The following is a 15895-nucleotide window of genomic DNA, read 5'->3' as shown; positions in this document are numbered from 1 at the left end:
TTTTCTTGTCTTGATTAGACCTGACTTTATTGTATTATGTCTGCACATAATATTTTGTCAAGCTATGGCTAGGAGAACAACGGTGAGACATTTGTGGGCAGAACAGGCACTAACATCAGTGGGTTGGCAAAAAAATGTTCTTGTTACAATAGGTGACGATGGACTGATCACAGATGTTGAAGCAGGCAGTAAAGCTCTGGGTGAAAAGCTTGGTATTTTGTTGCCATCTCCGACCAATTTACACAGCCATGCTTTTCAACGTGCCATGGCAGGGATGACAGAAACTCGTGGTGAAGATCCGCGCGATAGCTTCTGGACGTGGCGCAAGCTTATGTACAGTTTCTTGGATCATCTGACGCCAGATGATATCGAAGCCATTGCTGCTTTTATGCAAATGGAAATGCTCGAAGCAGGTTATTCCGCGGTTTGTGAATTTCACTATCTGCACCATCAACCCGGTGGTGCCAGCTATGACGACATCGGTGAGTTATCGAACCGCGTAATTGCTGCAGCAAATGAAACAGGTATTGGTCTGACTTTGTTGCCAGTTCTCTATGAGCATGGTGGTTGTGATGGCAGAACGCTTGGGCCGGGTCAGATCCGATTTGGGAACTCGCCTGATCGCTTTCAAAAACTGTTTGAGGCAGCTGATAAGGCGCTTAAAATTTTACCCGGGGATACAAGGCTTGGGGTTGCACCGCATTCTTTGCGTGCAGTTAGCCAAGAGGGCATGATCTTCGCGACCAAGCTTGCACCAAACGCACCGCTTCATTTGCACATCGCCGAACAGACCGCTGAGATCGAGGAGATTAAGGCGGCTTGGGGCAAGCGCCCTATGGAGTGGTTGCTTGAAAATCACAACGTAGATAGCCGCTGGTGTCTTATTCACTGTACCCATATGGAACCACATGAAACCAAAGGCTTGGCCAAATCAGGTGCCGTTGCGGGTTTGTGTCCTATTACAGAATCAAGTCTTGGTGATGGTATCTTTGATGGTGTGCGGTACCTGGAAGCAGGCGGAAAATTTGGTGTAGGATCTGATTCTAATATTCGCATTACGCTTTCAGAAGAACTCCGTACTTTGGAATATTCCCAGCGGTTGAGAGATCGCAGCCGTGCTGTTTTGGCAACCCGTGAGAAATCAACGGGTCGAGTTCTTATGGATGGCGTGGTCCAGGGCGGTGTTCAGGCTGGGCAACGTAATGCGGGTGCTATCGAAGTTGGCAGAATAGCTGATCTCTTTGCTCTGAATTCCAACGCAGTTGATCTTATGGGCAAAGAAGGTGACGCAGTTCTTGATAGCTATATCTTTACAGGGGATGACAAAATGATCACGGATGTCTGGTCTGCAGGCCGTCACCTGGTAAAAGATGGCAAGCACACCAAGCACGATACTATTGTCTCTCGCTATAAAAAAACCATGATGTCGCTGAAGGATAGAGTTTGACGGTACCGGAGATCAATAGTTGGCAATCTGTAAAAGCTGAAGTGATGCGCCGCATTGTCGAACGCACCTGGTTGCCAGGTGATCTCGTTCCCAATGAAGTTGATCTTGCCGAAGAGTTTGGTGTCGCGCGGGCGACTGTAAACCGGGCAATGCGCGATCTTGCTGATGCAGGATTGCTGGAACGTCGCCGCAAGGCGGGAACTCGGGTTGCCCTTAATCCTACACGTAAAGCCACCCTCGAAATACCGATTACCCGCCTTGAGGTGGAGCAACGCGGAGCTATTTGGCGTCATGCAATTCTGGAACGGAAAGAAACGGTCACACCTGTTGTGGTCGCGAGTAGATTAGGTCTTCCTACAAATACGCCCATGTTGCATGTGCGCAGTTTGCACTATGCCAATAATCACCCCTTTTTGTACGAAGACCGTTGGATAAATATCTCTGCCGTCAAAGGCATTTGTGATGTCAGCTTTCAAAGCATTGATGCTAACGAATGGTTGGTGCAAAACGCCACCTTCACGCGCGGTGATATTTCCTTTTCAGCAGCAAATACAACAAAACAGGAAGCTGAGTTGTTAGAGGCGGGTGTTGGAGCTGCCATCTTTGTGATCGATCGCACTACCTGGAATGGAGATATCCCGGTCACTGCAGTGCGTCTAGCCTACGCCCCAGGGTATCGAATGCATACCGAGATTTAACTCTTAGGCCTGTGACACTCTGTCACTTTGTAGTTTGAGGGCAGACGTCACATTTCTCTGAGGATAATACCAGAGTAAAATCCTAGGAAAATGTATGACTAATAACGTAGTGGATGCCTCATCAATTTCATCTGAAAATGAAATAAAAATTTTTCGCTTTTTTTATTCAATTCCAGTTATAGGATCTTTCTTTAAAGAGCTTTTAGATCCAAACTCTGACGCAACACTCTATTTTTTATTAAATATAATATTAATCTGGATCTTGGCTGGGTTCACTTGGGGCATTCAAGGTGTTTTTGCGATAGCTCTTTGCCTAGTTCCGGCTATGTTTATTGTGATTCTTTGCATAACGTTAGGTAAGATTTCTGTGCCATCACAGAGGAATGAGAAAATTTAAATTCCATAAATTGGTTAAATCCTCTGGCTTCAGTCGTAGGAGCTTTAGTTTTTAGGATTGAGTTTTTCGTTGAGGAAGGCTTCGATAAATAAGCTGAACAGTTAAGTGCAGATCAGCTGATACTGACTTTGTCTTATATTATTGAGCTTATAAAAAAAGCGGCCAATGGTGCTTAATGCTCATTGACCGCTAGATAATAGTTTTGTTTCTTTAATATAAGAAGCTGAGAACTGATTTTTTACCTTAAAGCACAGCGTCCATCGCTTTGAGAAGCTTTTGAATATCGGCTGGACTCGTGTAATGCACAAAAGATACGCGAAGAGCCCCGGCTTCAGGGTCGAGGTTTAAGCCCTGGAACAAACGGTGCGAATAAAAATGCCCCCCCGCGGCCATGATGCCGTGTTTGGATAGGTCTTCAGCAACAGAACGGCCATCACGGTTTGTGATCATAGAAATTGTCGGAGCACGCTCTTCAGGATTTTCTGGTCCGAGCAAGCGAACATCATTGCGACTTCTGATGTACTCCAACAATGGGGCCATCAAGACCTGTTCGTGAGCTTGAAAAAGATCATGTATGTCGGGGCCACGTTTACTGGCATCAGCCTGTGGTCCAAAATGATGGGCATGCACAGCATCAAAGTATTCAGTGACACCACTAGAGGCTGCTACCTGAGCATGATCGGGCCCTGCGGGAACTAACCTTTTGTGAACAAGGCCTTCGTTGAAAAAGTGCCCTTGAGAGCCCAAGGCCTCGCGTGTGTCTTTTCGTACAACCATGAGGCCTTGATGAGGGCCATAGGTCTTGTAAAGAGAAAACAGATAAACATCTGCGCCGAGGGCATCAACGTCAGGAAAACCGTGACCTGCATAGGAAACACCATCGACAACGACTTTGGCACCCACCGCATGGGCTTTCGCTGAAATCTCAGCAACGGGATTCACATGAGCCATGATGTTTGAGCAGTGAGGAAAGGTGACTAGACGAGTCTTGTCATTGAGAAGCTTATCAAGCTTAGCGATGTCTAGATACCCCGTTTCAGGATCAACCCGCCATTCGCGAACAATAATTCCTCTGTCTGTCAACCGCCGCCATGCACCGGAATTTGCTTCGTGATCCTGATTGGTGACAATAACTTCATCACCCGCCTGCATAATGGAGAGAAAAGCCTGTGCAAGAACGTAAGTGTTTTGACTGGTTGAGGGACCAAGATCGATCTCGTCTTCGTCAACGTTCAGATAGGCAGCAAGGTTGTTTATTGCGGCATCCATTTCACGTCCAGCTTGCTCTGACGCTGGGAAAGGATGGAAAGGTTGTAACTTTGTTTTCCGGTAGTAGTTGGTGAGCCGATCAATGACTTGATTACAGGCATAAGATCCTCCGGCATTTTCAAAAAAGGACCATCCCGCGAGGGAGGGCTCATTAAAGGCCGAAAAGTGAGAGCGCACGAAATCAAGGTCAAGTGTTGTCATGCTGTTGGCTTACCTGTTTGAATGGTCTGGATTAAATTTTGGGTACTCTTAGAAGATGTAGTTTAACGAGTGGCCTGTGTTCGAGGCGTGAGAATTATCCAGATGGTGAATCTGTATCCAAACGCAAAACATTATATTGTATAACATTTAACGATTTTTCGGGCAGCAAGGTCAAGTTTTGTCATTTTTGTTTAAGAATTTGGTGCAACCAATTTTTAAGGAGTTACGGCGTATTCTTTTCGACCAAGACTGGTGAACAAGCCGCTAAATAAACTTGAGGCCGAATGTATGGGGAAAACGAAGCAAATTATCGTGGGAGAGGACTGCCATTCGACGATCAGCCCACTTTATTTGCCTAAGCAAGCTGTTGCCTATTTTAGTGCGAACCAAAAGCTTATTACATGTGATACGGATTTCCAAAAATTTTTGGATTTATCAAATGATTTGGTTGAGTCAGATACATCATTAGCACGAATTTTATTATCCTGTGTTGAAGAAGATCTCAACAGCAAACCCGAAGATATCAAGTGTCAGACTTTGGACGAATGGCTGTACTTTCTTGGGCTTGGACAACCTGTTGTTTTTCAAAAAAATAATCAAAAACTGATACAGTTGCGGACAGCGTCGATGATCAACGGTGGCTTGTCTCTGATTGTCAGTGATGCTTCGTCCTGTCTGGCAGGCGGAATAACTGCAATTGCTGGGCAATTACAAACAGTCGTGGAAAGTATAACGCAAGGCATTACGTTATTTGATCGTAATTGTAATTTGGTTCTTTGCAACGATCGCTTTTTGGAATTGATGGATTTTCCGCGCGCGTTGGGGAAGCCCGGAACACCCCTGGCTGAACTCTTCCGTTATAATGCTAAGAAGGGAGAGTACGGACCGGGAAATGTGGATGAGCAAGTAAGAGAACGCATGGCACTTGCTTATAAATTTGAAGTACATCAAATTCAACGTAAGCGAAGTGATGGCAGCGTAGTTGAGGTTTGTGGAAATCCAATACAAGACGGATTTGTTACGACTTACACAGACGTTTCAGCGCAAAAAATGGCGGAAAGTGCTCTGAAAGAAGCTAACAGTAGCTTGGAGAAGCGGGTGAAATTACGAACAGTTGAGCTACAGGCGGAATTACTCAATAGAATAGAGACCGAAGAGCGTTTGATCGAAGCAATGGAAAAAGAACAACTCGCCAATCGCGCTAAAACAGAGTTTTTGGCGAATATGAGCCACGAGTTACGGACGCCACTAAATTGTATTATCGGATTTTCGGAGTTACTCAAAAATGAGGCGTTTGGGCCTCTTGGCCAAGAGCGGTATCGCGACTATTCTGTCGATATCTATCAAGCTGGGGTACATTTACTTGATGTACTGAACGACGTTCTTGATGTTTCGAAATTTGAATCAGGAGATGTGGATTTAAGAGAAAGTGAAATTGATCTCTATGATCTCATGAATTCCAGTTTCAAAATGATGGTGAATAGAGCACAAATCCAAGGGATATCTCTCACACTAGATTTGCCAAATGACCTGCCGTATCTTTATGGGGATCCACGTCGAGTTAAACAAATTTTATTAAATGTCTTATCTAACGCGGTAAAATTTTCAAAAGCTGGCGGAGAAGTGCGCGTGACGGCCAGTCTCTCGGCTGAAGGGAATATGTGCTTTGATATTACGGACCAAGGGATTGGAATCGGGCCAAAAGATTTGGAGCAAGTCATGGAACCTTTTCAGCAAACCGGAGATGCATTTACCCGAAGCCATGACGGCACAGGACTTGGCCTTCATATTGTGAAGTCTTTGATCGAACTACATGATGGACAAGTCAGGATAGAGAGTGAACTTGGAGAGGGGACTTCGGTTTATCTGCAGTTTCCAAATATACGGGTAAGGGACAAAAAAAACTTACTTAACAAACCCGCGAAAAAATAAAAGTGGTGGTGCAGGAACCAAACTGAATGCTCAGTCCCTACATTAGGATTAGTGATCCTTAATCGTTTAAAACCACGGTTGATTGACGAGTCCTGTTCACGTTAAGTTGGGTTACATCCGGACGGGAATAGTGCCCAGCAGGATCAAAATTTTGCCTTTCACGACGGACCAGCTTGTGGTCAATGGTCGCAACGGCAAGACGCTCTTTCCCAACGATTGGTTCAATAACCCACTTTCCGTCCGGCCCCATCAGGCAAGATCCCCCATTGGCGAGGAAGCCTGTAGTTTCCCCCGCTCTGATAAGATCTGCATAAGGAATATTGTCGGAAATATCTTCGATACGCATCAGGCCGCAGACGAACATGGTGTAAGATCTGGATTCCTTGGCGATAAAGCCGGGGAGGTCGTGGGTGTTGTGATCGCCACCGGGCCAACAGGAAAAGTGCAGATCTTCACCTTGCGCATAGAGCGAAGCCCGCGCCAACGGCATCCAATTTTCCCAACAATTCAGCCCACCGACAGTGAATTCTCCGATTGGATGGGTGCGAAGGCCGTGGCCATCGCCCGGTGCCCAGGCAAGACGTTCTTCGTATGTTGGCATTAACTTACGGTGGACCGATCCGATTTCTCCCTGCTTATTGATATAAACCAGTGTGCAATAGAGACTATGTCCCGCGCGATCCAGAGGACGTTCCATGATGCCGACATAAACCGCAATTGAGCGCGCCTTTGCCAATTCACAAATATCCTTGAGATCGCCACGTTCAATGCATACCCCTTCGTCGAGGTATTTGGCGTGAATCTCTTTTTGGATGTCGTTGTTAAATCGCGCACCGTCTGTTCTATCCAGCCAGAAAGGATAACCGGGGGCCAAAGCCTCGCCAAAGCCAACAAGGTCACAGCCCTGATCGGCGGCTTGATTTATATAGTCGGCAATCTTTAACAAGGTTGCTTCGCGGTCGAGCCAAATTGGGGTGATTTGGGCCAAACCAACGGTCAGGAGATCTTTATTTCTCATGATTAACTCCAGTGAATTTTTAAGTAAATAAATTTTCTCGGAGTTAATCATGAGAGATTTCTCAGCGCAAAGCTTGATGGTGGATTACCAATTGTTTACAGCAAGAATGTGATAAAGCCGCAGTAAAAACTGCGGTTTTAGTCATAATAAATAGATCACCTTATTATCTGAGAATTTCTTGAGGTGTTTCATGCTTACGAAGGTTCTCTTCGAACTCTGAAAGCCGAAGATGTATTGAACGTAATTCTGTGATAACTGTCCAGTTATCAATGAAAACAGAAAATCCATTATGAACTTTGCCAAATGCGTTTGATACTTGCACCATAACGCCAAGAGCAATAAGGCCACTGAACAAGCTAGGAGCAATTATAAGATAAGGTACGATAATCATAATCTGACCGTATAAATGTGCCCAAAGATCGAAGTAGCTGTAATGCAAATATAACTTATGATAATTAAATCTAATTCCTAAAAATAGTTCGACAATTGTTTCGGTCTGAGCGTAATCAACCTTATTGTCTTCTGCTAAAACGAGCTCTTTTCGAAAAGCTGCTTCAATTTTTTGATTATTGTATTCTAAACCAGGAAGCTTATAGCCAACAAACCATGAAATAATTAACCCACCTATCGAAACAATTAAGGCGACCCATACAAGCGATCCTTCAATATCCTTTAGATACGGAACATCTACCTTGCTACTTAGTCCCCATAACAAAGGAATAAAGGCAATTAAGGTTAGAAATGCATGTATTGTACGAACTCCAAGAAGTTCTAATATTCTTGCAAATCGAAAGCAGTCTTCTTGAATACGCTGTGATGCACCTTCGATTTCCACGGTGACAGATTGCCAACGTGGAAGGTATCCAAAGGTCATTGCTTCGCGCCAACGTAGTATAAAAATACGCGTGAACCAGTTAAGAAAAGCGCCAAGGAAAATCATTGGAAAGACAATGACTGCAAATGAGGGAGTCCCATCAAAATCATTAAACAAAAACTCTAAAGAAATTAATTTTAAATGGAATAATGCAAGGCCTTCATCAATTTTATCTGTGTAATTGTCTGACTTCTGTAACAGGTCATAAAAATCCCCGTACCAACTATTGAAAGCGACAGACAATTGTACTTGGAGGTATATCATTGCTAATATTAGAGCACTTCCTCCGTAAGCCCAAAGCGCCCACTTCTCTGATTTAAAAAAGCTGTGAAACATAGGGTTCTTTCTCTTCTGGTCACGAAATTAAAATTTGTGCCATCATGACGGTAGCTTAAGTCAGGAGCAAGGTTGCATTAGGCATTTACAGACCATCAAGGTTTCCTTCACAATCAGTTGATAGGATGTTCTTGCTACAGAGGTGTAATGGAACAATATTTCGGCACGGATATACAGATACGACTGCAACGGAGAGCCGACGAATACACCAAATGGATGTATTCGACGGCGGGTGCTTGTCATCCTGGGCGGTGTCTCGGTTGTGATGATCCTGATATACTTGGTTGGGATGTGATTTTTGAACATCTAAAACGAGATGGCAGATTTGGTTTTCGAATGATTCCGGCTAACACGATAGATGTCGTGCGTGGCAAACTCGAAAAAGAAGGGTTTGGGATTAGTTTTTGGAATGTCTTCACGGGAACTGCTACTCATATTTTGAAAGCGACAGAAAATCTCGGGAGCAAGGCTTTACCAGAAGACCTCTCGTTTATTCCTGAAACAGAACTTCATAATCCAGAGCTTATTAAAGAGGTTCAAATCTTTCTGTCAGATAACGGCATCCCCCCGGTATCTGGCTTGATGCTCTCTGGACAGTCTGTTAAATCCAGTACCAAGGTTCTTCGAAAATCTTGCGGTAAAATTGTTGCTATGGCTTATGGGTATTTTGCTCACAACGATCATAGCAGGCACAACAAGACTGGATGGGGCGGCCTGGTTGCGGTTGATGCCGATTACCGTGGTAAAGGCCTTGGTATCTTGGTTAACGCGTCAATGTTGCGAGAGTGTATTCGTAAACTCGGGGCCAAAGGTTTTTACGAACAGGTATCTGTTAAAAATAAAATATCGCAGCAGATGGTTGAGCGTTGCGGTCTTACAATAGATACCACGGTGCTTTGCGGAATTGCGACTTCGACTGAAGCAGGATTTAAGCTCTGGGGACAATAAGAGAGTGTCGTAACCGATCAGTAGCACAGCTTAAAGCTCTGCTACTGATCGTTGGTAGGGTTAACTAGTCATTCTGAAGCAGGTGAACAAGACTGGAGGTATCCCAACGTTTGCCACCTCGTCCTTGAACCTGAGCATAAAACTGATCAACTAGGTGTGTGACCGGGAGACGGGCGCCATTACGCTTTGATTCCTCAAAGCAAATACCTAGATCTTTGCGCATCCAATCCACGGCAAATCCGAATTCGAATTCTCCTTTACACATAGTTGGTCCTCGGTTTTCCATCTGCCAAGAACCTGCAGCGCCCTTGGAGATGACGTCGATCACCTTTTCCATATCCAGGTTTGCTTTTTGTCCAAAGTTCATGGCTTCACTCAGACCTTGAACGACCCCGGCGATGGCGATTTGATTGACCATTTTGGTGAGCTGTCCTGAACCAACAGGTCCCATAAGAGTTACGGCGCGTGAGAAACAATTTGCGACGGGTTTGATGCGATCAAAAGGTGCCTGTTCTCCCCCACACATAACCGTCAAAATTCCATTTTCAGCTCCAGCTTGACCACCGGATACTGGTGCATCAATAAAGTGCAGTCCTCTTTCTGTGGCAATATTGCCAAGTTCGCGTGCGACATCAGCCGATGCGGTTGTGTGGTCCACCAAAACAGCGTCAGTAGCCATCCCTGCGAAGATACCGTTATCACCGAGCACAACTGAACGTAAGTCATCGTCGTTACCAACACAGCAAAATACGATCTCGGCATTTTCGGAAGCTGCGCGCGGTGTGCTGGCTTTATTGCCGCCATGCTCTTTGACCCAGGCCTCAGATTTGGCGTCTGTACGGTTATAAACCGTAACGTCATGACCTTTGGCCGCCAGATGGCCTGCCATTGGGTAACCCATGACACCTAAACCAATAAATGCAACTTTTGCCATCTTTTGTTCCTTACTTATTGTGGAGTTGGTTTCGGGCTATTCCTGATCATTTTCAAGTTGTTCCAAGAAAATTTAGGATTAATTAGATTATGCTGAGCTTAGAAATTTGAGGAAGATGGTGCAAGGGCGTAGAGGAATTGTCCCCAGAAATGGGGGGACAATAGTATGAGGCTTTAATTTTTTTTGAGCAGATAGGGGAAATAAATTCAGGGCAAGATTAAGTTTTGCTGACTTTCTTTTTAGCCTCAGAGCTGCGGTTTGGAGCATAGAGGTTTATCACCTCTGTGAGTCTTTTGAAATCCACTGGTTTTGCGACATAATCGTTCATGCCTGCTGTGATATAGGTATCGCGATCGCCTTTCATCGCGTTTGCCGTTACGGCAATAATAGGCACCGTAGCTAAATCCCCTTCCATTGTACGAATGACTTTCGTTGCTTCAATTCCGTCCATCTCTGGCATCTGGATATCCATCAGGATGATGTCAGGAGAACTGGTCTCTAAATATTTCAAAGCTTCTATACCGTTGACGGTAATATCAACGTTGTGGCCCCGTTTTGTAAGGAATTTTAGCAATAACATTTGATTGATCTTATTGTCTTCTACAACCAAAATCTGGAGGGGATTTTCGCTCTTTTCTGGAACTGTTGGTTTTTCGGTTGTGTTCTTCTCTGACGACCCGATGGCTTGATCCGGTGCTGGAGCGGACTTCGCGACTTCCAAAGGAATTGTGAACCAGAATAGGCTACCGTTTTCTGGTGTACTCTCCAGGCCGATTTCACCGTCCATTTGCTTGCTCAACCTTTTGGCAATGGACAGGCCGAGGCCTACGCCGCCATGTTTTCTTGACGCTGAGCCGTCTGCTTGAGTAAAGCGCTCAAAAATTCGAGCTTGGTCTTCAGCACTGATCCCGATGCCGGTGTCTTCCACCGTACATTTTATCCATTGCGTGGTTCCTTCGCGGGGCATGAAGGGGGTTACTGATATTTTGATATGTCCCTGGTCTGTGAACTTGATGGCGTTGCCAATTAGATTGAAAAGAATTTGGCGTAACCGCGTTGGGTCACTGCGAACCCATTCGGGGAGTTCAGGGTCTATTTCAGTTTTGAGTTCAAGTCCTTTTGAATGTGCTTTGGGTTGTTGCACACCTGTGACGGAAGAAAGTAAATCTGGTAAGTTAAAGCTACTGATTTCAAGACGACTCATTCCAGATTCAAGTTTGGAAATGTCGAGGATATCGTTGATTAAAAGCAATAGGTGATCCGCAGAATTTCGGATGGACTGAGTGTAATCCAGTTGTTCGTCATCCAATGAGCTTTCAAGCAACAGGTTGGTCATGCCAACCACGCCGTTCATTGGTGTGCGGATCTCATGGCTGATTGTAGCTAGAAACTCTGACTTACTTTTACTGGCTTGTTCCGCTTCGACTTTTGCGGCCAAAAGGTTTTGTTCGGTGCGTTGTCTTTCTTCGACTTCTTTTTCGAGACGATCGTTGGTTTCCTGTAACCAATGTGTTCGATCACGGACCTTGTCTTCAAGTTCGCTTTGATGGTGGCGAATCTCTTCTTCCATGATATCGAAGCTTTCAAGAGCAAGCAGTAGCTCATTGGACTGGATTTGAGAGATTTTTTCCGCAGGAAGTGTGTCTCTTGAAGCGAGAGATGTGATTTTGTTTCGAAGGGTTGAGAGAGGCGTTACCACAATGCGGTGCAAAGACATGACGATAAATAAAAGGGCAATAGCAAAGAAGGCTACGAACAACTGCAACGCTGTTGTTATCGCAAATTGCCCTTTCTCAAGAATCGCCATTGGATGAGGATGCACCAATCTCATCAGGGTGACGCCGTTCATGGCGATAATATCTATGTAAGAATACATCATATCTTCATCTGGGGCATTATAAAGCCCAATGCCATTTTCGGGTAGAGTATCAATAATGACTTCATTCGGTATTATTGCGCTTTGTTTGCCGACTATTCTGCCGTCAACGATTGTATCAAAACTGGCGTTGAGGTCTTCTGCAATTTTACCCATCCGATCTTCGTCCATATATCGTCCGGTTAAGGCAAATCCTCTTGCAGGGCCGTCTTGATTACTTTTCAAAATAGGATATGCGGCAATCAGCATTGGACCCCGACTGGTCTGTACAAAACCGGAGAGAGATCCCTGGGTCACGATTGCTTCAGGAGACATTAAAGACCCAGTTTTTTCGTCGACAAATGAAATGTTTAAATCGGAATAGCTCTCGGTTTTCTTGTCGAGCCATCTACCCCAGACCAACTCCTTGTCCATGTTAAAGAAGGCCATGAGGTGGATATTTGTTATCTCAAAAGTGTCATCAGGCGCGCTTGAGGCAATAAACTCAGGATCTCGGCTTTCCATATAGGCATAGGTATCATCCCAAATCCCCCAGTCGCTGGAATAAACCACGAGGTCTTCAAGTTCGTCATGGAGGGTATTTTGAATCTGTTGCGCACGGTGGATTGTATTTTCACGATCAAGGTTTTCAAACTCTGGAATCACAATTGAATAGAGAATTCCAGCGCTGAAAATAATCAGCATTAGAAATAACGCGGCAACGAGCGAACCAATTTTCCCCTGAATGGACATCGTGTTGCTTTTCCCCTCTTGTTTGACGCAGTTTGTCCGATTTTGCAGACAAGACAAAGAAACTGCAATGACCGATCAGAGAGATTATAAACTCAATTGTTTTAATATTTTCTTTCTATTTTTACGAGTGCTTCAAAAGGCAGTAAAACGCAAGTATGTCGGTTTTTGATTGTGCCAACTGGTTGGAATATACCATAGGATTTCCAATCGTTCGGAAAGTTCAATGGGCGATTTTCTTTTAGATGAATTTTTAATTCTCCATAAAATTTTTGTAAATAATCCAAGTTGTGTCCAGGAGCGATTTCTTTTAAGAGTTGTGCCGAGGCTTTGCAAAGAGCACAAGATCGTGCTTTGTAACCAATACTTTTGATGACATCTTTTTCCATTACGAGATCGATTGTTATGCGATCACCGCAAAGCGGATTGTCATGGGTAATTGAAATATCTGGCTGCTCTAAGCTACAATCTCCCTTATTGGCAAGCTTCAAGAGTTCTTTGTTATACAGATCATCACTATCGCTTGATTGATTATTTCTGGAGTTACCTTTTCCGGAATTGGTCTTTTTGAGTGTTGTTCCATTAGTCATTGAGAGGGTCATTTCTGAGGGCTTGTAAAGCTTCGGGAGTGTCTATGTCCGATAATATGGCGGTATTGGACATGGGAACTTCGTAAACATCTCCTGCATAGATGCCAAGCAGATGTCTGGCTCCGCTGTCACCTTTTATAGTCATCATTTCAGGGATGAAATCTCTATTCCAAAGTACGGGATTGCCTCTTTTCCCTTCGAAGGTTGGGATACAGATGGCAGCAGCATTATCCGGATCGTAGGCATTGATGAGGGTATTGAGTTGTTTATTTGTGATTGATGGCATGTCGCCTAAACAAATCAGGACAGCATCGCTATCTGCTGGAACTGCCATGAGGCCCTTAATAAGGGATGTACTAAGGCCATCTTCAAAATCGGGATTGTGAACAAACTCAAGATCCAGTTCTGACAAACAATCTCGAACCTGATCGGCTTCATGTCCAGTGACAACGATGGTTTGATTGACAGAACTGTGCCCAAGACTATCCGCAACCCATTTCACTAATGGCTTGCCATTCCAATCCTGCAATAGTTTGTTTTTTGTACCCATACGGCGAGATTGTCCGGCTGCAAGGAGAAGGGCCGTTATTTTCGGTCGTTGTGGAATATGCTCAGATGTCATTTTTTCTCTCGGCTGAGGTCGAGTGGTGATCTCTGATAATAAACCACCACAGCCCATCGCAGTAATATCTTTTTTTGTTACGGGAATTTTAGCTAAAACCCGTTGCAGGACCCAATCGAAACCATTTAATTTTGGAGATCTTGCACATCCTGGCAGGCCAATGACGGCGGTTCCAGAATGCTCACCAAGCAGCAAGAGGTTTCCTGGGTCAACGGGCATGCCAAAGTGAGTTATGGCACCTCCAGCAAGGACAAGGCCGCTTGGTAAAGCGTCCTGTCTGTCAACAATCGCAGAAGCACCAAAAATTAAGACTAGATCATGATTTTCAGTTTTTAAGGTTTTAATTGCGTTGGCAATGGCGAGGTCTTTATGTCTGACTTTTAGTGTGGTGTGGACTTTGTTGCCGCAGTTCTTCAAACGTTGATTTACAACGTTTAAAGTTTTTTCAAGAACAGAGTCTTTAGTTTGAGGGAGCTGGGTTAAGATTAAACCAATCTTGTGTGGGACAAAGGGATGGGCGCAGAGGCGGCTTTTTTGTTGTGCAACAGCAAGGGTTTGCGCGGAAGCTGCCAAAGGGATTATTTTAACAGTGGCAACTAGTTGGCCGGGATAAACCACACTATAGGGTGCCAGCGTGGCGAGGGTAATCGCCTCATCAACACTGTTCAGTGCGTCTATTTCTCTTGGTATGACAGAGAGTAGTCCATGGATAGTGCTGTGAATGTTGCAGCGTCCAGTAAAGGCTTTACTTGGTGCAACCCCATGCCCTGATATTACATTACCCAGCTGTGCTGCTGCTTGATCTTCGTGGACATCTCCCTCTTCCATTCTGATAGAGGTGACCTGCTTGATATTTTCCGCGAGGAGGTCGTTGATGTCTTGAACTGTGATCTTATGCCCTTTCCCCAAGCGTCCGGAACGACTTTTTAGGGAGTGTGCAAGATAGGTACCTTCGGCTTGGCCTGTGGCAATTTCCTCGTAGATCACTTGCTGGACCCATTTCTTAAAGTATTGGTAATGGATGCAAGAATAGAGATGGCTATCTCGGCAGGGTTTTTAGATCCAATATTGAGGCCAATTGGTCCTTCGATACGTTCCAAGTTTTCCAAGCGTTCGAGCCTCTCCAGGCGTTTTGCATGAGTGCGGTTACTACCTAAAGTACCAATGTAAAAGGCATCGGATTTGAGGGTGGTCTCAATGGCAGGATCATCAAGTTTTGGATCATGTGTAAGAATAACCACGGCTGTTCGGTGATCTGGCTTAAGTTCCTGCATGGCATCATCGGGCCATTCGTTGTTAATGACGCAGCTTGGAAAACGGGCGGGGTTTCCAAAGGCACGGCGTGGATCAACAACTATGACTTCATATCCTGCGAGTTGAGCCATAGGGACCAGGAATTGAGAAATATGAACGGCGCCAACGATGACGAGTCTTAAAGGTGGATTAAATACTTGGATAAAGGTTTTTGATCCGTTTTCTTCATGGACATAAGATCGATCATCCCGGATGGATTTTTTTATATCTGAGAACAAGGGATGGTTCTGGTCTTGGTTAAGAGGAGTAATTAATTCTTGAGTACCATCGTTCAAGTTTGTGAGTAAAACGACCGTTTTTTTCTCAGAACGTGCTTGGTTGAGTTGATCTAGTAACAAGCGTTTCATGACACTTCCAATCGCTCAACATAAACTTGAATCGTTCCGCCACAGGCAAGACCAACGTCCCAAGCCTGTTCATCTCCAACACCAAATTCAAGGGTTTTGGCTTCTCCGTGATCCATGATTTCAAGCGCTTCTTGAATGACCGCACCTTCAATACAACCTCCACTGACAGACCCAAGCATCGTCATATCTTCATCGATAATCATGATACTGCCAGCTTGCCGAGGAGATGATCCCCAGGTTTGGATCACGGTTGCCAAGGCAACTTTTTTGCCGCTGTCTTGCCAACGCGCAGCGGTGATCAATAGATCACTGGCAGACAATTCTTGATGGATCGGTGTGGTCACGGTTTCTCTTTCATAAGAA

At 44.8% G+C, this 15895-nt stretch carries 14 protein-coding genes; 5 read left to right on the top strand and 9 right to left on the bottom strand.

Annotated features, from left to right (window positions below):
- The first annotated feature begins 82 nt into the window (after window positions 1-82).
- From ACFSKO_RS03535 to ACFSKO_RS03525, 3 genes are all read left to right on the top strand, one after another.
- Window positions 83-1447: a formimidoylglutamate deiminase gene (locus ACFSKO_RS03535; protein WP_380248470.1), complete on the top strand. Its 1365-nt coding sequence runs from the start codon at window positions 83-85 to the stop codon at window positions 1445-1447.
- Window positions 1444-2145 carry a GntR family transcriptional regulator gene (locus tag ACFSKO_RS03530; protein ID WP_380248468.1) on the top strand — a complete coding sequence of 234 codons (702 nt, stop codon included), beginning with the start codon at window positions 1444-1446 and terminating at the stop codon, window positions 2143-2145. The genes ACFSKO_RS03535 and ACFSKO_RS03530 overlap by 4 nt, the downstream gene beginning before the upstream one ends.
- 94 nt (window positions 2146-2239) lie before the next feature.
- Window positions 2240-2542, top strand: a complete 303-nt coding sequence (locus ACFSKO_RS03525; RefSeq protein WP_380248466.1) for a hypothetical protein — start codon at window positions 2240-2242, stop codon at window positions 2540-2542.
- A gap of 243 nt (window positions 2543-2785) precedes the next feature.
- Here ACFSKO_RS03525 and ACFSKO_RS03520 read toward each other — a convergent pair whose 3' ends face one another.
- Window positions 2786-4012, bottom strand: coding sequence for an aminotransferase class V-fold PLP-dependent enzyme (locus ACFSKO_RS03520; RefSeq protein ID WP_380248464.1), 1227 nt, complete (start codon window positions 4010-4012; stop codon window positions 2786-2788).
- A gap of 288 nt (window positions 4013-4300) precedes the next feature.
- On the opposite strand from ACFSKO_RS03520, the gene ACFSKO_RS03515 reads away from it, so the two are divergent.
- On the top strand, window positions 4301-5944 hold the full coding sequence (locus tag ACFSKO_RS03515; RefSeq protein WP_380248462.1) for a sensor histidine kinase: 1644 nt from the start codon (window positions 4301-4303) through the stop codon (window positions 5942-5944).
- Between the two features lie 58 nt (window positions 5945-6002).
- Here ACFSKO_RS03515 and ACFSKO_RS03510 read toward each other — a convergent pair whose 3' ends face one another.
- Together ACFSKO_RS03510 and ACFSKO_RS03505 are read right to left on the bottom strand one after the other, a co-directional pair.
- Window positions 6003-6962, bottom strand: coding sequence for a carbon-nitrogen hydrolase family protein (locus tag ACFSKO_RS03510; protein ID WP_380248460.1), 960 nt, complete (start codon window positions 6960-6962; stop codon window positions 6003-6005).
- Between the two features lie 163 nt (window positions 6963-7125).
- A complete protein-coding gene (locus ACFSKO_RS03505; protein ID WP_380248458.1) occupies window positions 7126-8172 on the bottom strand; it encodes a putative transporter in 1047 nt (348 codons plus the stop codon).
- Between the two features lie 147 nt (window positions 8173-8319).
- Here ACFSKO_RS03505 and ACFSKO_RS03500 point away from each other — a divergent pair, with 147 nt between their 5' ends.
- Window positions 8320-9120 carry a GNAT family N-acetyltransferase gene (locus tag ACFSKO_RS03500; RefSeq protein WP_380248456.1) on the top strand — a complete coding sequence of 267 codons (801 nt, stop codon included), beginning with the start codon at window positions 8320-8322 and terminating at the stop codon, window positions 9118-9120.
- A gap of 64 nt (window positions 9121-9184) precedes the next feature.
- Here ACFSKO_RS03500 and ACFSKO_RS03495 read toward each other — a convergent pair whose 3' ends face one another.
- The 6 genes from ACFSKO_RS03495 to ACFSKO_RS03470 all read right to left on the bottom strand — a co-directional run bounded on the left by ACFSKO_RS03495 (window position 9185) and on the right by ACFSKO_RS03470 (window position 15876).
- Entirely contained in the window at window positions 9185-10072 is an 888-nt protein-coding gene (locus ACFSKO_RS03495) for an NAD(P)-dependent oxidoreductase (RefSeq protein WP_380249428.1), read from the bottom strand.
- A gap of 199 nt (window positions 10073-10271) precedes the next feature.
- Window positions 10272-12662 carry an ATP-binding protein gene (locus ACFSKO_RS03490; RefSeq protein ID WP_380248454.1) on the bottom strand — a complete coding sequence of 797 codons (2391 nt, stop codon included), beginning with the start codon at window positions 12660-12662 and terminating at the stop codon, window positions 10272-10274.
- Between the two features lie 101 nt (window positions 12663-12763).
- Window positions 12764-13249 (bottom strand): iron-sulfur cluster assembly scaffold protein, encoded by a 486-nt coding sequence (locus ACFSKO_RS03485; RefSeq protein WP_380248452.1) that lies wholly within the window; start codon window positions 13247-13249, stop codon window positions 12764-12766.
- On the bottom strand, window positions 13242-14858 hold the full coding sequence (locus tag ACFSKO_RS03480) for an NTP transferase domain-containing protein (RefSeq protein ID WP_380248450.1): 1617 nt from the start codon (window positions 14856-14858) through the stop codon (window positions 13242-13244). Before ACFSKO_RS03480 ends, ACFSKO_RS03485 begins: the two co-directional genes overlap by 8 nt.
- On the bottom strand, window positions 14855-15532 hold the full coding sequence (locus ACFSKO_RS03475) for an XdhC family protein (RefSeq protein WP_380248448.1): 678 nt from the start codon (window positions 15530-15532) through the stop codon (window positions 14855-14857). Before ACFSKO_RS03475 ends, ACFSKO_RS03480 begins: the two co-directional genes overlap by 4 nt.
- On the bottom strand, window positions 15529-15876 hold the full coding sequence (locus ACFSKO_RS03470; protein ID WP_380248446.1) for an XdhC family protein: 348 nt from the start codon (window positions 15874-15876) through the stop codon (window positions 15529-15531). The genes ACFSKO_RS03475 and ACFSKO_RS03470 overlap by 4 nt, the downstream gene beginning before the upstream one ends.
- Window positions 15877-15895: the final 19 nt, after the last annotated feature.

Source organism: Kiloniella antarctica, from assembly GCF_042682825.1.
In the GTDB taxonomy this organism is placed as follows: Bacteria; Pseudomonadota; Alphaproteobacteria; order Kiloniellales; family Kiloniellaceae; genus Kiloniella; species Kiloniella antarctica.
The sequence above is the reverse complement of the archived record's forward strand: the minus strand, read 5'-3'. Positions and strand labels throughout refer to the sequence as shown.